This is a genomic window from Leifsonia psychrotolerans (assembly GCF_013410665.1).
Taxonomy (GTDB): domain Bacteria; phylum Actinomycetota; class Actinomycetes; order Actinomycetales; family Microbacteriaceae; genus Cryobacterium; species Cryobacterium psychrotolerans_A.
The window spans coordinates 2,362,780-2,382,557 of sequence record NZ_JACCFM010000001.1; the positions used below are offsets into that span (position 1 = coordinate 2,362,780).

17 protein-coding genes are annotated in these 19,778 nt (G+C 65.0%); 1 reads left to right on the top strand and 16 read right to left on the bottom strand.

Annotated elements, in window-relative coordinates; translation table 11 throughout:
- Positions 1-276: 276 nt before the first annotated feature.
- From HNR05_RS10820 to HNR05_RS10835, 4 genes are read right to left on the bottom strand one after another with little or no spacing between them, the layout of a single operon-like run.
- A complete protein-coding gene (locus HNR05_RS10820; RefSeq protein WP_179579018.1) occupies positions 277-1,062 on the bottom strand; it encodes an HAD-IIB family hydrolase in 786 nt (261 codons plus the stop codon).
- The gene (locus HNR05_RS10825) at positions 1,062-2,375 is read right to left on the bottom strand and encodes a UDP-glucose dehydrogenase family protein (protein ID WP_179579019.1); all 1,314 of its coding nucleotides are present in this window, start codon (positions 2,373-2,375) and stop codon (positions 1,062-1,064) included. Before HNR05_RS10825 ends, HNR05_RS10820 begins: the two co-directional genes overlap by 1 nt.
- A 6-nt stretch (positions 2,376-2,381) precedes the next feature.
- Positions 2,382-3,008: a thymidine kinase gene (locus tag HNR05_RS10830; protein ID WP_179579020.1), complete on the bottom strand. Its 627-nt coding sequence runs from the start codon at positions 3,006-3,008 to the stop codon at positions 2,382-2,384.
- Between the two features lie 9 nt (positions 3,009-3,017).
- The gene (locus tag HNR05_RS10835; RefSeq protein ID WP_343062555.1) at positions 3,018-4,496 is read right to left on the bottom strand and encodes a malate:quinone oxidoreductase; all 1,479 of its coding nucleotides are present in this window, start codon (positions 4,494-4,496) and stop codon (positions 3,018-3,020) included.
- Positions 4,497-4,815: 319 nt separating this feature from the next.
- On the opposite strand from HNR05_RS10835, the gene HNR05_RS10840 reads away from it, so the two are divergent.
- A complete protein-coding gene (locus HNR05_RS10840; RefSeq protein WP_179579022.1) occupies positions 4,816-5,649 on the top strand; it encodes a response regulator transcription factor in 834 nt (277 codons plus the stop codon).
- Here HNR05_RS10840 and HNR05_RS10845 read toward each other — a convergent pair whose 3' ends face one another.
- From HNR05_RS10845 to gcvPA, 12 genes are all read right to left on the bottom strand, one after another.
- Positions 5,650-6,105, bottom strand: a complete 456-nt coding sequence (locus HNR05_RS10845; protein WP_179579023.1) for a hypothetical protein — start codon at positions 6,103-6,105, stop codon at positions 5,650-5,652.
- Positions 6,105-6,686, bottom strand: coding sequence for a signal peptidase I (locus HNR05_RS10850; RefSeq protein ID WP_179579024.1), 582 nt, complete (start codon positions 6,684-6,686; stop codon positions 6,105-6,107). The genes HNR05_RS10845 and HNR05_RS10850 overlap by 1 nt, the downstream gene beginning before the upstream one ends.
- A 55-nt stretch (positions 6,687-6,741) precedes the next feature.
- Positions 6,742-7,380, bottom strand: a complete 639-nt coding sequence (locus HNR05_RS10855; protein WP_179579025.1) for a SipW-dependent-type signal peptide-containing protein — start codon at positions 7,378-7,380, stop codon at positions 6,742-6,744.
- Positions 7,381-7,395: 15 nt separating this feature from the next.
- Positions 7,396-8,007: a SipW-dependent-type signal peptide-containing protein gene (locus tag HNR05_RS10860; protein ID WP_179579026.1), complete on the bottom strand. Its 612-nt coding sequence runs from the start codon at positions 8,005-8,007 to the stop codon at positions 7,396-7,398.
- Positions 8,008-8,171: 164 nt separating this feature from the next.
- Positions 8,172-9,344, bottom strand: coding sequence for a diguanylate cyclase domain-containing protein (locus HNR05_RS17970; protein WP_179579027.1), 1,173 nt, complete (start codon positions 9,342-9,344; stop codon positions 8,172-8,174).
- Positions 9,334-11,010, bottom strand: a complete 1,677-nt coding sequence (locus HNR05_RS10870; RefSeq protein WP_179579028.1) for a sensor histidine kinase — start codon at positions 11,008-11,010, stop codon at positions 9,334-9,336. Before HNR05_RS10870 ends, HNR05_RS17970 begins: the two co-directional genes overlap by 11 nt.
- Positions 11,011-11,019: 9 nt before the next feature.
- The gene (locus tag HNR05_RS17975) at positions 11,020-13,467 is read right to left on the bottom strand and encodes an EAL domain-containing protein (RefSeq protein ID WP_179579029.1); all 2,448 of its coding nucleotides are present in this window, start codon (positions 13,465-13,467) and stop codon (positions 11,020-11,022) included.
- 67 nt (positions 13,468-13,534) lie between these two features.
- Positions 13,535-14,290 carry a dienelactone hydrolase family protein gene (locus HNR05_RS10880; protein WP_246318388.1) on the bottom strand — a complete coding sequence of 252 codons (756 nt, stop codon included), beginning with the start codon at positions 14,288-14,290 and terminating at the stop codon, positions 13,535-13,537.
- Between the two features lie 158 nt (positions 14,291-14,448).
- Positions 14,449-15,207 carry an SDR family NAD(P)-dependent oxidoreductase gene (locus HNR05_RS10885; RefSeq protein ID WP_179579030.1) on the bottom strand — a complete coding sequence of 253 codons (759 nt, stop codon included), beginning with the start codon at positions 15,205-15,207 and terminating at the stop codon, positions 14,449-14,451.
- Positions 15,198-16,370, bottom strand: coding sequence for an ATP-NAD kinase family protein (locus tag HNR05_RS10890; RefSeq protein WP_179579031.1), 1,173 nt, complete (start codon positions 16,368-16,370; stop codon positions 15,198-15,200). Before HNR05_RS10890 ends, HNR05_RS10885 begins: the two co-directional genes overlap by 10 nt.
- Before the next feature lie 380 nt (positions 16,371-16,750).
- Positions 16,751-18,313 carry an aminomethyl-transferring glycine dehydrogenase subunit GcvPB gene (gcvPB, locus tag HNR05_RS10895; RefSeq protein WP_179579032.1) on the bottom strand — a complete coding sequence of 521 codons (1,563 nt, stop codon included), beginning with the start codon at positions 18,311-18,313 and terminating at the stop codon, positions 16,751-16,753.
- On the bottom strand, positions 18,310-19,746 hold the full coding sequence (gcvPA, locus tag HNR05_RS10900; protein ID WP_179579033.1) for an aminomethyl-transferring glycine dehydrogenase subunit GcvPA: 1,437 nt from the start codon (positions 19,744-19,746) through the stop codon (positions 18,310-18,312). The genes gcvPB and gcvPA overlap by 4 nt, the downstream gene beginning before the upstream one ends.
- Between the last annotated feature and the right edge of the window lie 32 nt (positions 19,747-19,778).

Below are 19,778 nucleotides of genomic sequence, written 5' to 3' on the forward strand. Positions count from 1 at the left end.
GGCACACATGGTGTGCCGGCCCTTGTGCGTAACCTGCATGCCGTCCAGGGGCACGGTCACTAGATCTCGACAGGCTCGATCAACGGGAGGGTCGCTCGATCAACGGGAGGGTCGCTCGACCAACGGGAGGGTCGCTCGACCAACGAGACGACGTCGGTCGAGGCAAACCCGCTGGTCGAGGCAAACCCGCTGGTCGAGCCTGTCGAGACCCTGCCCGCCATCCCGAGGCACGGTCAATAGATCTCGACAGGCTCGATCAACGAGAGGGTCGCTCGATCAACGGGAGGATGCCTCGGACGCAGCACGCAGCTGCGGAATGAGCGTCTCCAGGTACGCAGCGGTGTCCTCCCAGCCCGTAACCGCGACACAGGTGAGTCCGAGCGCCTTCACCGGGTAGTCGTTGCCGTCTTCGTCGAGTCGATCGCCGACGAAGAGCATGTCATCGAGCGGAATCCCGGTGAGGGCGGCCAGCTTGGTCATGCCGTAGGCCTTATCGATGCCCCGACGAGTAATGTCAACCGAGGTTGACCCGCCGGAACGCACCTCCAGTCCTGGCAACAGCACCTGAACGGCCTCGCGCAGGGTGTTCTTCTTGACCCCGGTCGGATCCCATTCCCGCTTTGCCGCAACCGGTGCGGCCTGGCCGAGGGCCGAGAAAGTGATCTGCGAGTCACGATCCTCCAGGATCGGCCCCCAGGTATCACTCTCCCAATAGCCCAACGCGCGGGCTGCGACTTCGACCGCGGCGAGCGCCGCAGCCTTCTCATCGTCGCTCAGTCTCTCTGAGTAGATCTGAATCCAGTCGCCGTTCTGGTGACGGTAATACTGGGTGCCGCAGGTGGGCATGAGGTGCAGTTGAGTCAAGGCCTCGGCGCTGACATCGGTCAGGTTGTCGATCAGCTGCATCCGAAACTGAGCGATCTGGCCGCCCGAGATCACGCAGACCGGTGAGACGGCGAGCAGTTGCACGAGAAGCTCGGCCATGCGCGGGTCGAGCGGCGACTTGGACGGAGCCAGTGTGTCGTCCAGGTCGAAAGCGATCAGGCGGGGTGCGGCGGTCACTAGGGGCGACCCAATCCGTAGTAAGCCCAGCCGGCGGCACGCCAGACTTGGGGATCGTAGGAGTTGCGGGCATCCACAACGACGCGGTTGCGCACCAGCGAGGCTGCCCAGATGGGGTCGAGGGCACGGAACTCGGGCCATTCGGTCACGAGCACGACGACATCCGCGTCGCGCAGCGCATCGTCGATCAACGCTTCATATCCGAGCTGCGGATGCCGCACGCGCGCGTTGTGAATGGCCTCCGGGTCGGTGGCCACGACATCCACCCCCAGTCCGTGCAACTGCACGGCCACGTCGAGCGCCGGCGAGTCACGCACATCATCGGAGTGCGGCTTGAAGCTCAACCCGAGAACGGCGACCTTCGAGCCGTGAAGCTTCTCGCCGAGCGCCTCAACCGTGAGGTCGACGACGCGCTGACGGCGGCGCAGGTTGATCTTGTCGACCTCCTTCAGGAAGGCGACGGACTCGCCCCGGCCCAGCTCCTCGGCGCGCGCCGTGAACGCCCGAATGTCTTTGGGCAGGCAGCCACCGCCGAAGCCGACACCGGCCCCCAGGAACTTGCGGCCGATGCGATCGTCGAAACCGATCGCCTCGGCGAGCTGGGTGACGTCGGCACCGGTCACCTCGGCGATTTCGGCCATGGCGTTGATGAAGCTGATTTTGGTGGCCAGAAAGGCATTGGCTGAGACCTTCACGAGCTCGGCTGTCGCGTAATCGGTCACAACGAGCGGGGTGCCCGCTGCGAGGGCCGAGGCGTAGATCTCGTTCAGAAGCGCCGCGGGCTGTTCCCCGGCCACGCCAGCCGGCACGCCGTACACCAACCGGTCAGGGGTCAGGGTGTCGCGCACGGCGAAGCCCTCCCGCAAGAACTCGGGGTTCCAGGCCAGCGACGCACCCGAGCCCGATGACTCGACCTGCTCGGCGAGGCGAGCCGCGGTGCCCACCGGCACCGTGCTCTTACCGACAACGAGATCCCCGGGTGCGAGGTGTGGGATCAGCGCGCTGACTGCAGCGTCGACGTAGGTCAGGTCCGCGGCGTGGCTGCCGGCCTTCTGCGGCGTGCCGACCGCGATGAAATGCACCTGTGAGCCCGCGGCATCCGCGATGTCAGTGCTGAATCGCAGCCGCCCGCTCGCCGTGGCCGAGATCAGAATTTCGGGGAGACCCGGCTCGAAGAATGGCGGGTTTCCGGCCGCCAGCGAGGCAATTTTCGCCGCGTCAACATCGATGCCGACGACGTCATGCCCGAGTTCGGCCATCGCCGAGGCGTGCACCGCACCCAAATAACCGCATCCGATAACTGAGATCTTCATGGATTCCTAACTAATAAGACGGCTTCGCTGATTCAGCACACCGCCGCTTTCTTGCAGATAACACGAGCCGCACAGCGACTCATAGGCAACTTCGACGCCATCGATGGCGACCTGATCACCGTCGAAGACAAACTGGCCGTCAACCTTTCGGCCGTTGAACACCGCCTTCTTCCCGCACCGGCAGATGGTTTTGAGCTCTTCGAGGCTGTGCGAGATCTCGAGCAGGCGCCGACTGCCCGGAAAGGCGACGGTTTGAAAGTCGGTGCGGATGCCGTAGGCGAGTACAGGAACATTCTCCAGAATCGCGATGCGCAGAAGGTCGTCGACCTGGGTCTCGGTGAGGAACTGCGCCTCATCAAGAAGAAGCGCGCTCACGTCGCGGCCGGTTTCAGCCCGGACCCTCGTGCGCAGTTCCTGAAACAGCGCGTAGGCATCCGCATCCGGTGTCAGGAGAAAGTCGACGCGTCGCGTGACGCCGAGGCGCGAGAGGATGCCGATGTCGCCTTTGGTGTCGATGGCCGGCTTGGCCAACAGCACCTGGTGCCCGCGCTCCTCATAGTTGTAGGCAGCCTGCAACATCGAGGTGCTCTTGCCACTGTTCATGGCCCCGTATCGAAAGTACAACTTGGCCATCTGTGCGCCCTAGGCCGTGAGGTGCAGCGTTGCCGCCGTTGCCGCGAGCGAGGCCTTGGCGACTGCCGGATCGTCGGACAGCTTCGTGCCGAGGCTCGGGATCATCTCGCGCAGTTTGGGTTCCCAGCCGGGATACTGCTCAGGGAAGCAGCGCTTGATCAGGTCAACCATGATCGGCGCCGCTGTCGAGGCGCCCGGCGACGCTCCGAGCAGGCCGGCGATACTGCCGTCGGCCCCGGTGATGACCTCGGTGCCGAACTGCAAGACGCCGCCCTTGTTCGGGTCTTTCTTCATGACCTGCACGCGCTGGCCGGCTGTGATCAGTTCCCAGTCCGCCATTTTGGCGGTAGGCATGAACTGCTGCAGAGCCTTGAGTTTGGTGCTCTTCGACGCAAGCACCTCGCCGACCAGGTATTTCACCAAGGCGAAGTTGCTCAGGCCGACCTGCATCATCGGGCCCAGGTTGTGGGCACGAATCGAGAACGGCAAGTCGAACCAGGTGCTGCGCTTCAAGAACTTCGGGGTGAACCCGGCGTACGGTCCGAACATCAGCGAGGGTTCGCCGTCGACGATACGGGTGTCGAGGTGAGGCACCGACATGGGCGGGGCACCCACCGAAGCCTTGCCATACACCTTGGCCTGGTGCTGGGCCACGATTTTCGGGTTGGTGGTTTTCAGGAACTGCCCGCTGATCGGGAAGCCGCCGAATCCTCTGATCTCGGGGATGCCGCTGTTCTGCAGCAGCGCCAAGGCACCACCACCCGCACCGACGAAGACGAAGCGGGCGTTGACCTCGCTGCGGGTCTGACCGACCAGTCGCAGCAGTTTCACCCGCCAGGTACCGTCTTGCTTCTTCGTGAGACCGGTGACCTCCTGGTTCACGTGCACGCCGGCACCGTGAGCGACGAGGTCGCGGAAGAGGAACCGGGTGAGGGCGCCGAAGTCGACATCGGTGCCCGATTCGATCCGGGTGGCGGCGATCTTCTGCTTGGGGTTGCGCTTCTTCGTCAGAAGCGGGGTCCATTTGCTGATCGTGGCCGGGTCGTCGCTGAATTCCATGCCCTGGAACAACGGCTCGTCTTTCAGCACCGCGACGCGACGCTTGAGGTATTCGATATTCGCCGCGCCGTGCACAAAGGTCATGTGCGGAGTGGAGTTGATGAACTTCTCGGGTTCGGGCAGCACACCCGTCTCCACGAGGTGCGACCAGAGCTGACGGCTGATCTGAAACTGCTCGTTGATACTCACGGCCTTCTCGGCTGTGACGGACCCGTCGGGCGCTTCCGGCATGTAGTTCAGCTCACAGAGAGCGGCATGACCGGTGCCCGCGTTGTTCCACGGGTTCGAGCTTTCTTGGGCGACTTCGCCCAATCGCTCGTAGACCTGGATACTCCAGTCCGGTTGCAACTGCTTGATCAGGGTGCCAAGGGTGGCACTCATGATGCCCCCACCAATGAGTACGACGTCGACGGGAGCCTGAGAATTCACACTGTCCAGCCTATCGCGGCGCGCCGCCTTCTCTTGCCGCACCCCGCTCTCAGGGGCGATACTCTGCGCTTGGCTGGATTGTGGCGCCTGAGCTGACCGGCTCAGGGCCATCTTCGAGCCGCGTGGCCTGGTTCGATGCGCTGTCGTGACTGCCGGGAAGCGTCGGTGTCGCCGTTTCACCGCCGACACCTCACAGCAGGCTGCACTGTTCGTGGGAATTCGCTGGATACCCGCGCCCGGGGGAATCCGACACCGCCGGGAGGCGAGAGCGAAGAAACTCTACCCTCGTCAGGGGCGCAAAGTTGGTAGCATAAGCGCAATGCACACTCAGGGGGAACGGCGTATCGCCGTCATCATCGAAGACGACATCGACATCCGTCACCTTCTCGAAACGGTGCTTGGTCAGGCCGGGTTCGAAACGGTGTCGACGGCGAACGGCCTGGACGGCATCGAGGCCGTACGCGAACACGACCCGATCGTCACGACTCTGGACGTGAGCATGCCGGGGATCGATGGGTTCGAAGTCGCCAAGCGAATTCGAACGTTCAGCTCGACCTACCTCGTGATGCTCACCGCTCGGGATGAAGAGATCGACATGCTTCAGGGCCTCGACTCGGGTGCCGATGATTATGTGACAAAACCGTTTCGCCCGCGCGAGTTGCGCGCACGCATCGAGGCGATGCTGCGACGCCCGCGTGCACATGGCACGCCCGGCGGCACGGAATCCGCGTTGGTCGCCACCGCGACTCAGGTCCCCGAGCCGGCCCCGGTCAGCGATGCGCCAGCTGGTGCCGATATGTCGGTCGCGATCCCGGCCGAGGACAACTGGCTGCGTCACAATGGGCTGCGGTTGAATGCCGCCACGCGCATCGTGACCCTCCACGACGACGAGATCGACCTGACGCGAAGCGAGTTTGAGCTCTTGGCAGCGCTGCTTGAATCCGGGCGCCGGGTGCGGAGCAAGCAGGACCTGGCATTGCTGGTGCGCGGCGACCCGTATCTGACCAGCGGGTATGTGAGTGAGACCGACAAGCGTGCGGTCGAGGTGCATCTCACGAATCTGCGTCGGAAGCTCGGTGATAACGCGCAATCACCGCGTTTCGTTGAAACGGTTCGCGGCGTCGGCTACCGGCTGAGCGCCAGCCGCGCGTAGCTACGCGCACGCGGGCGGATGCGCCAGGCGTGCAGTGAGCGCGAGGCAAGAGTTCTCGCCCAGTTCGAGCACGTCTGCGATCTGCACCGAGCAGGCGAGCAGCTCAGTGGTCTGCAGAGCAGCAAGCATTCTGAGCGCGGCAGCCTCCAGCGGGATTGCACCCAACATCCGGGCCGAGGCGCGGATGCTCAGCAGCACGACGTAGGCGGCCTCCGTCTCCTCCTCCGCGAACGCATTCGTCAGCCTCTGGGCACGGGTCTCCCAGAGGCTGACGAAGTCTTCGACAAAACGACGGGTGCTCTCGTCGTCGCCCGACATGTCCACGAGCAATGCTGCAAAAGCAGCCTCGTCGATGTACTCCGACGTCGACCAAGCGAAGGCGCGTGCAGCCCTTCTGCGCGACCCTCCCCCGTCGGACGTCTCGTCACGGTGACGGTGCGGGACGACGAGACGCATCAGCTGGCCAGCGCTGCATGGCGGCCGTGCACACGCTGCGCGCGGGGCGCCGCAGCCTCACGCTGAGCGCTGCGTCGCGGCCAGAAGGCCCCCATGACAAGCGCCGTCGCACCACACGTGATCGAACCGAGCACGAGCGGATTGCTGAACCAGACGATTACAGCGGCCAGCCCCGGTGCCGACCAGAGCACGATGCGCACCTGGGACACGGTGTAGGGCGCCGGGTCTTCCAACTCGTTCGCGTCGCCCTTGAGGGTGATTGAGCGACTGCCGTCGGCCGCAACAGCAGACGCGCTCGTCACCCGGTGGGTCACCGGCAGTTCGCCGGAGCGGTCCACGGTGACAACGTCGCCGACGCTGATCTCGGCTGCCGGGATCTCGTGCACGATCGACACCGATCCGGTCGGAATCGTGGGACTCATCGAACCGGTCTTGAACATGATCAGCGAGATATTGAAGAAGAAGGCGAGCGCGACCAGGGTCAGGGCGATCAGTCCGCCCAACGCCGCAAGGTTCAAAGCGGTTTCGCTCAGTCCGCGGCCAATGCGGCGGGATGTGGGCAGAGTGTGACTGGAAGTCATCGTCGGTCACTCTCCTTTCTTATTCAGTCGATGGTCGGAGTGGCAGTACTGCGAGCTAGCTCGACACGGCGTTGAACGTCCAGACCGGAGCAGCACTCTTGCCCTGGGCATCGTTCGTGGCGGTGGTGGGAAGGGTGACCGCGAAGCAGTAGTTGATCTGGGTGGCACCCTTGGCGCGGAGCGGGAGCGACACTCCGGCCGGCTGGCTGGCCGTGACGGGCGAGCCCGGAGCGACGACCGTCGCACCGGCGGCGAACGATGTCGCCGTGCAGGCGCCGGCCGAGCCGCTGGGAATGCTCGTCACACCGTAGGTGAGGAAGGCACCGAGCCCGGTGCCGCTCGTGGCGTTGGTCGCAGCGGCCGCCAGGCTCACGGCACCGGCCACCGTGGTCGCGCTGCCCTTCACGGAGAAGAGCGCATAGCTGGTAGTGCCCGGCGCCATGCCCGCAACCGGCACCGGGAAGTTCAGTGCTGCGGGAGCGGATGGGCCGTGCTGGCCGAACGCGCCACCGTTGACACTTCCGACGATGTCAAAGCGGCCTGCGGTGAAGCCGGCCGTGGCCGTCTCGCTGTCATTCCATGATGCAAGGGTGGCGGTGGCTCCGACACCGAACACCAACGCACCGGCCAGGATCGCACGGAGCCGGGTGAACCGGCTGACTCTGCGGTTCCGGGGATATGAATGACGAGGCATGACGGCCAGGTGGGGTTACGGAAGGACCGTGGCGGTGGACACTGCGTTGAACTCCCAGGTCACAGTGCCCGTTGAGCCCTGAGCCAGAGTGCTGTCGGCCGTCACCGCGACGCACAGGAAGGCCGGGGTGTTCGCTGCGGCCAGGACGAATGCCGGGGCGACAGAACTCGCCTTGACGTTGGCCGTCGGCGCAACCTCGGTGCCGGCGGCGTACTTGACGGAGTCACAGCCCCAGGCGTTGGTCTTCACGATGCGGTAGGTGAGGTGGTCACCGATGCCGGCGGCGGCGGCGGACTTGATGCTCACATCTGCGGCGTTGGTCGTGCCGGTGGCCAGCTTCACCGCGAACGGCGCATACACCGTCGTGTTCGGCGAAAGGGTGTTCGGCCCGGCTACGAAAGCCAGCGACGCGGCTGCGGTGCTGGGCGCGTCCTTCCAGTCGGCCGCTCCGCTGCCGCCGGTGATGCTGCTCTGCAGGTTGAACGATCCGCCGGTGAAGCCGCTGGCGGCGAACTCGGAATCGTTCCACGAGGCCAAAGTGACGGCCGCTCCGACGCCGAGCACGAGGCTTCCGGCGAGGATGGCGCGGGCTTTCAGCCCAAATGATGTGCTAACGATCTTCTTCACGATGTGCCCTTTGTCTGCGATGTCTGAGAGTGATCGAGACTGGAGCATCCGTTGCCCCGTCTCGTGATTACAGAATGACGGGCCGAATGCAGGGTTGCGAGCATGAAGGCACACCCGTAGCCCAGGGTTTCCGCAGTTTTTGCGCAGGTGCGGCTCGGGCAGGCCTACGGTCGTGTCAGGGCAACGGCGATGTCGTTGCCGCCGGATGTCTTCACGACGTTGACGGCCTGGGTGACAGCCGTCATGAGGGTCGTCAGATCGAAGCCGTGCGCGAGGGTGTCTGCAACGCTGAAGCTTGCGGTGAGACGGATGACGTCAGCCGACGGCAGCGGAGTATCGGTCAGCCTCGCCTGAATGTCTTCGGCGATCGCGATCGACTCGGCCGGAGAGGCAACACCCGCAAGAATCAGAAACCGGCCGGCGGCCGGGTGGCCGATCAGTGCCGTCGGTGGAACAGTCCGGCGCAGCGTCTCGGCGAACGAGGCGATGGCTTCGTCGCCGGCGGTTCTGCCGAACGCGAGGTTGAAATCGGGAAGCAAATCGATGTCAGCGCTGATCAGCGCGAAGGGAACTGGGCCGCCCGGCGCCTGCTCGGCTCGCTGCAGGTGATCGGTAGCAGCCTGGGTGAAAGCGCTCGCCGAGAGCACGCCGGCCCGGGAATGAATTCCATCGGCGAAGTCCCCCACTGCACCACCCGACGCCCGTTCCGCGCGCAGGATCGACAAGGCGATGGCCAACGACACCATCAGAATCATGTTCACGAAGGTGATGGTGGCCGTGCCGAAGACCATCTCGAAGAACGGGTTCTTGGGACCCATCGTGACAAGAGCCGCAGCCCGCGTGCCGTAGAAGATCGCGACGGTCACGAATACCACCAGGGCGATGCGCCCGTTGACATCGCGTTTGAGCCTGCGGGTGAAGAATTCGACCGCCGCGCATGCTGCCATCACGGCCACCCCGAGATTGGATTCGGCAGCGCCGGCCCAGCCCCCGGCATCCGGCCCGCGAACGATGACGCCCAGTGCAGCGACAGCGGCGACGACACCGACCGCCCACAATCGCGATGTGCGGCCATTGAACACGCGCGCCCCTGACCACATCGACCCGAGCGCCACGGGAAGAGCCATGTTCCCGATAATCAATGCAATCCAGGTTTCGGGGTTCATCGCGGCCACGGTCAAACCGAACGCTCCCACCATCGCGGCCATGAAGCCCACACTCCACAGCTGTCCGACGCCATCGTTGCGTCGAAAAGTCGTGTTCACGATGAAGAATGTGCCGCAGAGCACGGAGATGATTCCGCTCACGGCCAGAAGTGTCAATGAGTCAAGTTGCACGGGGCTCCCCCATCTCGGCCAGCGGCTGGACTCCGGTCACGGGAAGCGTGGCAATTGCCGTTGTGCCTCGGCCCGGCTCCGAGGTCAGACGAAGGTCACCGCCGTGCTGGCGCATGATGTCGCGGCTGAGACTCAACCCGAGACCGGTGCCGTGCACGCTCGAACCGCGCACCGAGTCGGCCCGGTAGAAACGTTCGAAAAGTCGTGTCTGCTCGGCTGCGGTCATGCCGTTTCCCGTGTCGCTCACCCGCACCTCGACCACCCCCGCCGTCAGCTGCACCGCAACACCGATGCGACCGGAGTGCACATTGTATTTCACGGCGTTCGAGAGCAGGTTGTCAACAACCTGGCGAATGCGAAAGGGGTCGACCTTCATCGAAATCGGCTCACTCTCGCTCTGCTCGAATGTGATGTTGCGTTCCTGCGCCAGGGGGCGAATGGATTCCACGGCGTCTTCGACGATGGCACCCAGGTCGCAGGTCTCGACAGTGAGGGTGAACACGTTCGACGTGTCGTTGGTGGCGGTCAGAAGTCCGGACACGAGCGCAAGCAGCCGGTCGGCGTTCTTCTCCGCCACGGTCAGCATGTGCCGGGTCGACGGATCGAGCCGTTCATCGTCGAGGGCGAGTTCCAGATAGCCGAGAACCGATGTGAGCGGCGTGCGCAATTCATGCGAGACGGACGAGACGAGATCATCCCGGGCTTGAATCGCGCGCATTTCCACGGTGACGTCACGCAACACGATGACGCTGCCGTCGAATACGCCCTCGTGGTCGGTCAACGGCCGGGCCGACACCAGGAAGGCGGCACGGTCGCCCCCGGGAGCCCCCATCCAGACGGTCACCCTGTCGATCGTCTCACCGCGGAGTGCTCGGCGGAACGGACGGTCGTCGTCCTCAAACTGAGTCACCGCATCTTCGCGGTAGAGTACGGCTGGCATCGGCACGTCGTTGCGAGGTCCGAACCGAGCCAGGATCTCCCGCTGGGCCCGGTTCACCAGGTGGGAGTCTCCGGCGCGGTTAAAGCTGATCACGCCAAAGTCGACGGCGTTCAGAATCTCGTCGAGCGTTTGTTCTTGTCGGCGGGAACGATGCAGTGCAAGCTCGAATAGTCCGGTCTGCTGGGTGAGAAGTGCCCGCTGCGCGGCTGCACGCCGGGTTGTTCCATAGGTTGTGGCAGCAACGAAGGTCAGCACAATGGGCACGATCGCCAGCCGAGGGATCTCCACTTCCTGCAGGGCGATCTCCCGGTTCAACGCGCTGCCCCAGACCAACCCCGCGGCCAGCACCACGCCACCGATAGCCCCCGATACCCCGAAGTTGCTCGAGAGCCAGATCACCGGAAAGATGAGCAGAAAGGTGGCGCCGAGCAGCGGCTCGGCCTCGCGCATGAGCACGATGGAGGCGATGGCGAGCACCGGCAGGACGGTGATCCAGACCAGGGGAAGCCGTGCCCAGGGAACGGCTGCAGCCAGCCCTGTTGTGACGAAGATCAAGATCATCGCGCTGAAGAAGAGCGTGTTGCTCAGCATCTCCGGCATCACCACCGCGGCGATCACCGCGAGCAGCAGAGTCGACGCCGTGAGCAGCAGCTGGGAAACGAGCGCGGAACGCCCGACGGCGGTGCCGGCGACCTCGAAGAGCCGGTTGCGCTGAAGGTCCCCCATTCCTTGAGCCTAGCTGGCGGTGCCGCCCCCCGCCGACACGGAGTCCTGCGCCACGAGTGACGTCGTCACACGGCGCACAATTGCCGCCGCACCGTGCTTCTCCAGACGTGCGAGGGTTCGCTGCTGGTTGTGCGGCACACCGTAGTGAAAACCCTGCGCGCTGCGCACGCCGATCGCGTGCAGATGATCGGCCATCCGTTGGTTTTCCACACCCTCGACGATCATCGAATACTCGAGGCTGTCGCCGAAACTCTGCAGCGCGGTGAGCACCTCGCGTTGCCGCACATCATCAAGGTCGTCAACGAGCCCTCGATCGATTTTCAGAATATCCATCGGCACCCGCACCAACGCGTCGACGGAGGAATCCTGGGAACCGTAGTCGTCGAGGGCAATCAGGATGCCGCGCTCCCGCATCCGTTCCGCTTGGATGCGCACCTCCATCGGTACGCGCTCCACCGAGCGCTCATTCAATTCCAGGCAGAGTGAGAGGTCGGGATAGCGCGCAGCCAGCTCTTCGAGGAATGTGCCGACGCGCTCGGGCAGCATTTGCACCGCCTCGATGTTGATGGCAATGCAGACCACGGTCGGCGCAACCCGTCGAAACGCGTCGGCAGCGGCCATCGCCCGGGTGGCCACTTGACGCGTGAGCGCGTCCAAGCGGCCGAGCGACTTCGCCTTCTCGACCAAGGTCGCGGGCGACACGGTGCCCACGTCGCTGTCTGAATAGCGCACAAGCGCTTCGAACGCCCAGATCTGATTGTTGACCAGACTCACGATCGGTTGGAAGGCGACGTCTAACCGATCGTCGTCGATGGCCCGAACGACAACGTCATTGAGGTACGACGAGTGGTGCGGTGAGACCGCAATGCTGCTCTTCTTCTTCGCCCCCAGATGGCGGCGGGCCGTTTTGGTACCGAGCATGCTGCGATCGGCGTCGTGCACCAGCGAACTAATGTCGGCCTCACGATGTGCGGAGTAGGCGAGCCCGATGCTAAGCACCGGTTCGAAGCTGATTCCCTCGATGACAAGAGGAGGTTCCGTGGCAACTTTGAGCCGCTCCGCACGGGCCGTGGCCTCCTCCACCGACGTGAGATGGGTGAGGATGACGGCGAACTCGTCGCCGCCGACCCGGGCGACCAGGTCTTCGGAGCGCACGGACCCCAGCAAACGTCGGCTGATCTCCCGGAGCATCTCATCGCCCACAGCATGCCCATGACGGTCGTTCACACTCTTGAAGTCGTCCACGTCGATGAAAAGAACGGCCAATGCCTCTGAGTACTCGCGGTGCTCATTGATGTTCGTGAGGGTCTCGTGAAAGGCCCCGTAGTTGGGCAGGCTGGTGAGCGGATCGCTATTGGCGCGAGTCGTCAGCCCGCCGATGTTGCGCCGGGCCATCAGGACGGCGCTTGCCGTCTGCGCCAGTGCAGCCAGGGCGCTTCGGTCCGCCTCCGTGAACGCGACATCCATCGAATCTCGCCGTGCGATGACGTACTCGGTGCGGCCCGGCTCGAACTCGACGGCGACCCCGATTTCACCGGGTCGGGGTGGCGTCGCCGCGACCCGCACGGACTGCACACCGATCGTGTCAGAGATCGAGCGTCGAAGCAGCAGGCTGGTTTCCATCGCGGCATCACGCGCGGATGCTGCCTCGACACCACGCACCCCGACAGTGGACGGGGCGCGCATATCGGTGGCGCCCAACGCCAGCGTGCCCTCGATCAGACCGAGGAGGCGGCGTCGCATTGCCACTTTACGGGTGTGCGCGGTGAGGGCCAGCGCGACGCCCGCCAGCAGCAACAGCACGATCAGGGTGTTCACACCGGCCGAGCCCCCACTCATCAACGGGAGACCGTGTGCGCTCCAGTGATCAGACAGCAACGCCAGCGCGCCGACGAGCACGGCAAGCCCGACCGTGCGCACCACCGAGACGGCCTGCCGCTGCTCACTGCGTGTGCCCATGGTGATGCGCTCACGCAGTGACTCTGCTCCGATGACAAAAAAGACGTAGGCCGCACAGCCCACGGCCAGTGCGGGGTGCGACGGAACCCCGCCCAGCGACAGGGCCAGTGACACGACGGCAATGCCTGCGGCTCCAATGCCGGCCAAGGCGGCGCTGTAGAGGGCAATGAGAGGACGGACTCGACGGATGATTCCCACCATCAGCACCCCGAGCACGACGAGTCCGGCTGCAACCAGGGGTGAGAATGACGAGCTCGATGCTGGGACGACAAGAACCGGAAGACTGATCACGATGCCCAGATGCGCCGAACGCCCCAGCCTAAGCAGGCAGCGTTCCCACGTTCCCGCACAGAACACGGCGGCCGCGGCAACCGGCCACTTCGCCGCGTCCCCGACCCATAACGCCGCGACGGCATTCACGACCAACACGACGACGATCAGCGCCAGAACGGCGAAGATGATGCGTGACGCCCCCGAACGACCCCGAATTTCCTTCACGCAGTCACAGTAGCTCAGACGCGCACCCTCCCCGGTACGACACCGCCTCTCGCGTCGACGAGGCGCCTCAACCTGCCAATGATTCGCTGAGGAAGTCCAGTGTGATGCGCCAGGCGCGCGTCGCGGCATTCGCGTTGAAGGCCCCGAGGTTCGTCTCGTTGAAGAACGCGTGCCCGCAGTCGGGAAACACCTCGGCGCGAAAGTCGACGCCTGCCGCGCTCAGCTGTTGCCGGAATTCGGGAAGCGCGGCCATCAGCCGCACATCATTCGCGCCGTAGAAGGCTTGAATTCGGCACCGGATGCCGCCGAGTTCCGCCACCGAATAGTTGGCCTGACCGTAGAACGGCACCGCCGCGCGCAGCCGCGGTTCGTGCACGGCGAGGCTGTAGGCCTGACTGCCACCGAAGCAAAATCCAACGACACCGACGCGCCCGTTGATCCCGGGTTGCGCAGTCAACTCGTCGAAGCAGGCGCGCAGGTCGACGTCGGCTGCGGCCGAGAAATCGGGCGAGTTCAGCGGTGCCATCAGCTCACGCAAGCGCGGCTGTACCCGGTTTCTGGCCTCGGGGTCTGACCCGAATGCTGCGGCCTGCAGCGCGGCAATCTCGTCGGAATCAAGGTCTCGGTGAGCGAAAAGGTCGGGCGCGAGCACCAGGTACCCCTCGGCGGCGAATCGATCGGCCACCCTCTTGATCTGGTCGACGAGGCCCCACACTTCATGTACCACCAGCAGCGCGCCACGGACAGGCACGTCGGCGCCGGGTTCGCTCCGGTAGGCCTGCACCGTGCCCGCGCCGTGGGTGATGTCGCTCATTCCATTCATCGGGCTGCTCCTTCGTGTACGGCGGATTCACCGTCATTGTGCACCTTCCGCGATCCGGTTGCCTCGACGCTCACGCGGCCCACAGCATCAACACGACGCCCCTCGGCCTGGCGCGGAGCCGGGCGGAGGGGCGTTGTGGTGACGCGAATGGTGCGTGCTTAGGCGATACCACCACCATCGACGACGAGAGCGGAGCCTGTGACATAGGAGGAGTCGTCGCTGGCGAGCCAGACGACGGCCGCGGCGACCTCCGCGGGCTCACCCATTCGACCGAGCGGACGGTCAGCAGATTCGGCGAGAAACGCGTCGGTGTCTTGCGCAAGCTGGCGGGCTTCTTCGCGCAGCATTCCGGTGTTCACATCACCCGGGTTGACCGAGTTGACGCGGATGCCCTGCGGTCCATGGTCGATCGCGAGCGCACGGGTCATGTTCACGACGGCACCCTTCGAGGCACAGTAGGAGATGGCCTGACCGCCACCCTTGAGGCCCCAGCCGGAACCGGTGTTGACGATCGAGCCGCCGCCGTTCGCGGCCATGACCGGCACGATGTGCTTGCACATCAGGAAGATCGACTTCACGTTGACGCCGAAGACCATGTCCCATTCCTCGGCCGTGGTCTCGACGGCGGTAGTGCGGCGAATGATGCCGGCATTGTTGAACACGACGTTGACCCCGCCGAATTCCTCAACGGTCGTGGCAATCACGCGCTGGATGTCTTGCTCGTTGGCAACATCAGCAGCGATGGCAACTGCGGTGCCCCCGGCTGCGCGGATCTCAGCGACGACTGCCTCCGCGGCATCCGCCCGCAAATCGACGACCGCCACCTTCGCGCCTTCAGCCGCGAAAGCCAGCGCGGTGGCGCGGCCGATTCCGCCGGCACCGCCGGTGACAATTGCGTTCTTGTTTTCTAGACGCATGGCTGCGCTCCTTTTTCTTCGGTTGACACTTCTGGTGCGGTGACAGGGTAAACGCCGGAACTGCCCACGCCCGTGATCACACGGATGTAGCCGGCAAGAGTGCGGTCGACCTCGGCGTTGCCCGTGTCGACCAGGAGAGGTTGCCCCAGCAGCAGGGCAAGTTTCTGTTCGGTGGCGACTACGAGCAACGGATCGCGGCCGAGTGCGGCGACGACCGAGGCCGAGATTTGCTGGTTGCCACGTCCGAGCAAGAATCCCTGCCCGCCGATCACCGTGACGATGGCCTTCGCCGGAGTGGTGGACACGAGCTCGAGCAGCTGCCGCTCGGAGGCGTCGGCGAGGATGAGCGAGCCGCCGCAGACCACGTCGACGCCGAGCGGCGTCTTCTCGACCCCGAGTTGGCGGGCGATTTCGCGCGTCGTTCCACCGGGGCCGAGCAGGTAGTGGGTGGTGTCATTCATCGCGGCGACGGCCCCGCGTGCTGCGGCGTGAACGGCCGCCGCCTCGGTGACCGGGGTCGCACTTTTTCGCGACTGGGTACGCCCGATCACGAACGGAACCTGTACGAGAGCGAAGAGTTTTGGGTCGACCCGGCCGTGCCGGATCTGCTCCTCGTCGACGTCGAGCACCTCGCGCTCGGTGAGCGGAATCTGCTCGTCACCAAGCCATCGGGTGGCCAGAACGCCGGCCGCCGTCGGGCTGACTGCGAAGCATCCCGAATACATCTTGACCCCGGCCGGCACGCCGAGTATCGGCCGCTCGGGACTGAGCGCGGATGCGACGTCGCGCGCCGTTCCGTCACCGCCGACGAAGAGGATCAGGTCGGCTCCGGCTTTCTCGATCGCCGCAGCGGCGGCAACGGTGTCGCGTGCGGTGGTGGCGGACACGGCCTGGCCATGACCGGCCGTGTACGCGATGTGGGCTCTGAGACCGGCTGCAGTGACGGCATCCGCCCCCATCGAGCCGGCGGCGGTGAAAATTGTGGCGTCCGGGTAGGACTCGGCGATCACCTGCAGCGCACGGATACCGCGCTCACTGGCATGCGCGGCCGAGCCGCGGGTGCGAGCGAGCGCCTGCACGGCCTCGCCGTCGCTGCCCTTGAGGCCGGCCGGTCCGCCAACCCCGGCGACGGGGTTGATCAGCAGGCCGAGTGTGCGATTCATACGTGGTGCTCCTGATGGTCGGTGGTCGAGACCCCGTTGGTCGAGCCCCCGTTGGTCGAGACCCCGTTGGTCGAGCTTGCCGAGACCCCAGTCAGATCTCGACACGCTCGATCAGCGGTTTCGTTGGTCGAGCTTGCCGAGACCCCAGTCAGATCTCGACACACTCGATCGGCGGTTTCGTTGGTCGAGCCTGTCGAGACCCTAGTCAGATCTCGACACGCTCGATCAACGGTGCACCTCGATCAACGGTGCACCTCGATCAACGGTGCACCTCGATCAGCGGTTTCGTTGGTCGAGCCTGTCGAGACCCTAGTCAGATCTCGACACGCTCGATCAACGGTGCACCTCGATCAGCGGTGCACCTCGATCAGCGGTTCTCGCTAGCTGAAGTACTTGCGCTGGTACATGCGCCAGGTGATGGCCCAACGCTCGGGGTCGTCGAGGTCATCGTGGTGGGTGTGGTGCACCGTCTGGTTGTGCGGCGCGGTGCGCACGACATCCGGCGTCTCCCGCGCCTCACGAGCCACCTCGGCCAGCACGCCGGCATACTCGTCAAGCTCGGCCATCGTGTATGACTCGGTGGGCTCGAGGGTGAAGGGCTGCGGCACCACGTAGGGGTGGTGGCTGGTCCAGTAGTGCATGCCGAAGTCGCTGGCGCGCACACCGATCTCTTCCGAGCTGATGCCGGTCTCTTCGAACAGTTCCTGCCAGGAGTAGCGCACCTGCTCGATGCGGCGACGACCCGTGGCGTACGGGGCGGATGCGCCGGGGATCTCGAGGATGCGCTTCATCAGATAGTTGTTGTTCAGCACGGCGATCTCGGCGACGGCGCGGAGGCCTTCTGCGCCGAGGGCCATGATCCACGAGTAGGCGCGCACCAGGTTCGGAACGACACCGTAGAACGGCGCCACCTTGCCGATGGACTGCGGACGGTCGGCGTTGAGGGTGTAGCGGTCGCCCACCTTTTCAACGATCGGGCCCGGCAGGAACGGCGCGAGCGCCTCGGAGACGGCGTTGGCGCCGGCACCCGGTCCACCACAGGCGTGCGGGGTGGAGAACGTCTTGTGCAGATTGAAGTGGCAGACGTCGAAGCCGGCGTCGCGGGCTCGGGTGATGCCGAGGATGCCGTTGGCGTTGGCCTGGTCGTATGACGCGAGGGCACCGACGGAGTGAGCCAGGTCGACCCATTCCTTGACGCGCGGGTTGAAGATTCCGGTGTCTTCCGGGTTCGTGATCATGATCGCGGCGGTCTGCGGGCCGATCACGGCGCGCAGGGCGTCAGCATCCGGGTAGCCCTCGGCGTCCGGGTACAAGGTGATGACCTTATAGCCGGCGGCCTTGGCCGTGGCGGCGTTCGACGGGTGGCTGAAGATCGTGGTGATGACCTCGTCGCGCTGGTCGCCTTCACCGTTGGACTCGTGGAATGCACGGATCATCGCGATGTTGGTCCAGATCGCGGTCGAGCCACCACTGGTGTGCAGCGACACGCTGTGCATGCCGGAGATCTCGGCGATCATCCGCTCGAGGTCGAAGATCAGCTGGAGCACACCCTGCGCGTCGGCTTCGTCCTGCAGCGGGTGCATGTCGACGAGCTTGGTGGTGCGGATCAGCGCATCGTTGACCTTGGGCGAGTACTTCATGGTGCAGGTGCCCTGTCCCACGTCGACGTTGAGGTCGGCGCTCAGGTTCTCCTGGCTCAGGCGCAGGTAGTGGCGCAGCACGCGCATCTGACCCATTTCGGGCAGTGCGGCCTGCTTCTTGCGGCGAAGGCCCTCGGGCAGGTCGGCGACGACGTCACCAACAGCCGCGGTGACGGCGGCCTCCGGGCGCGAGACGAGAACGCCGCGCTCGCCGGGCGTCGTCAGCTCGAAGATGACCTTTTCGTCCCAGCTCGCCTGGTGGAAGCGACGCAGGGCTGGCTTGGGTGCAATGGGGAGGCTCATGCGCTCTTCTCCTCGGTGTGGACAGCGGACGTGTGGGCAGCGGCAGTGTTGTTGGATGCGGCGTTCAAAACGGCGGCGACGGAGGCGACCAACCGGTCGATGTCGGCCTGGGTGGTGACCTCGGTCACGCAGACGAGCAGCTCGTACTCGCCGACGACGACACCGGGCTCGATGCCCTCGGTGCGCAGCGTGCTGACGACCCGGTGTGCAGTGACGGATGCGCCGCTGAAGTCGACGACGAACTCGCGCAGGTGCAGGGCGTCATCGGTCAGCCTCACGCCGGCCAGGCCGGAGAGCTGCTGCTGGGCGTAGCGGGTGCGAGCGAGCAAGGTTTCGCCGAGGTCGGCCATTCCCTGCGGTCCCATCAGAGCGAGGTAAACGCCGGCGGCGATCCCCCAGAGCGCGGCGGCGGTGCCGACCCACTCTTTGCCGTCTTCGCGCAGGGCGAAGGAGGTGCGGTCGTAGGCGACGTCGCCGAAGCCGTACTCACCGGCAACATCCGTCGAGGCCAGGCCGAACAGACGGGACGGCATTTCCATGATGAATGTGGGGTCGTCGTGCACGGCGATGAAGCCACCGTGCGCGCCGCCGAACCACTGGTGAATGCCGAAAGCCTGGATGTCGCCACAGACGATGTCGGCGCCCTGGTCGGCCGGTGGGGTGAGAACGCCGTAACCGACCGGGTCGGTTCCGACGACGAGCACGGCGCCCACAGCGTGGGCGGCATCGGCGAGCTGACGGATGGCGGTTTCAACTGCACCGCTGTAGCTGGGGGTTTCGACCCAGATGGCGGCGATCTCGTCGCCACGCGACTCGATGAGTGCGACAGCTGCCGCAACATCCGCGGTGCCGTTGACCGTGGGCACAAAGCTGAGGTCGAGGTTCGGGCGCACGAAGTCGCTCACGCGGGACAACTTGTCGGGCAGCACGTCGCTGACGACGATCACGCCGCGGCGACCGCTCATGCGACCGGCCATCGACAGCGAGGTCGCAGTGGCCTGGTACCCGTCGTAGGTCGGAACGTTGACGACGTCCATGTTCAGCAGCTCGGCCATGAGCGACTGGTAGGTGAACAGCGCCTGAAAACGACCGTGGTCCTCGTAGGGCTCGCCGGCGTAGGCGGTGAGGAACTCGCTGCGATTGATGACCTCGTCGACGACGGCGGGAACGAAGTGGTTGTAGGTACCGGCGCCGAGGAAGCTCAGCTTTTCCTTGGTCGAGCGGTTCTTCGCGAGAACGCCTTCGACGTGGCGCACGAGGTCCTGCTCGGCAACGAGCGGGGCCGGCAGGTCGAGCGGGCGGTCGAGGCGCAGCCCGGCGGGCACGTCAACGTAGAACTCTTCGATCGACTCTGCACCGACGGCGGCAAGCATCGCTGCTTTGACGTCAGGTGCCGAGTTCGGCAAGTAGGGGTGGACGAATGGTTGTGTCATATTTGTGTCCCTCTGCTGGAGCGGTACGGAAG

Coding starts and splice junctions, on each gene's coding strand:
- gcvPA (WP_179579033.1), bottom strand. CDS start 19,746: ATGACACAACCATTCGTCCACCCCTACTTGCCGAACTCGGCACCTGAC.
- HNR05_RS10885 (WP_179579030.1), bottom strand. CDS start 15,207: ATGCGTCTAGAAAACAAGAACGCAATTGTCACCGGCGGTGCCGGCGGA.
- HNR05_RS10880 (WP_246318388.1), bottom strand. CDS start 14,290: ATGAATGGAATGAGCGACATCACCCACGGCGCGGGCACGGTGCAGGCC.
- gcvPB (WP_179579032.1), bottom strand. CDS start 18,313: ATGAGCCTCCCCATTGCACCCAAGCCAGCCCTGCGTCGCTTCCACCAG.
- HNR05_RS10855 (WP_179579025.1), bottom strand. CDS start 7,380: ATGCCTCGTCATTCATATCCCCGGAACCGCAGAGTCAGCCGGTTCACC.
- HNR05_RS10850 (WP_179579024.1), bottom strand. CDS start 6,686: ATGACTTCCAGTCACACTCTGCCCACATCCCGCCGCATTGGCCGCGGA.
- HNR05_RS10825 (WP_179579019.1), bottom strand. CDS start 2,375: ATGAAGATCTCAGTTATCGGATGCGGTTATTTGGGTGCGGTGCACGCC.
- HNR05_RS10890 (WP_179579031.1), bottom strand. CDS start 16,370: ATGAATCGCACACTCGGCCTGCTGATCAACCCCGTCGCCGGGGTTGGC.
- HNR05_RS10840 (WP_179579022.1), top strand. CDS start 4,816: ATGCACACTCAGGGGGAACGGCGTATCGCCGTCATCATCGAAGACGAC.
- HNR05_RS10870 (WP_179579028.1), bottom strand. CDS start 11,010: ATGGGGGACCTTCAGCGCAACCGGCTCTTCGAGGTCGCCGGCACCGCC.
- HNR05_RS10830 (WP_179579020.1), bottom strand. CDS start 3,008: ATGGCCAAGTTGTACTTTCGATACGGGGCCATGAACAGTGGCAAGAGC.
- HNR05_RS10845 (WP_179579023.1), bottom strand. CDS start 6,105: ATGCGTCTCGTCGTCCCGCACCGTCACCGTGACGAGACGTCCGACGGG.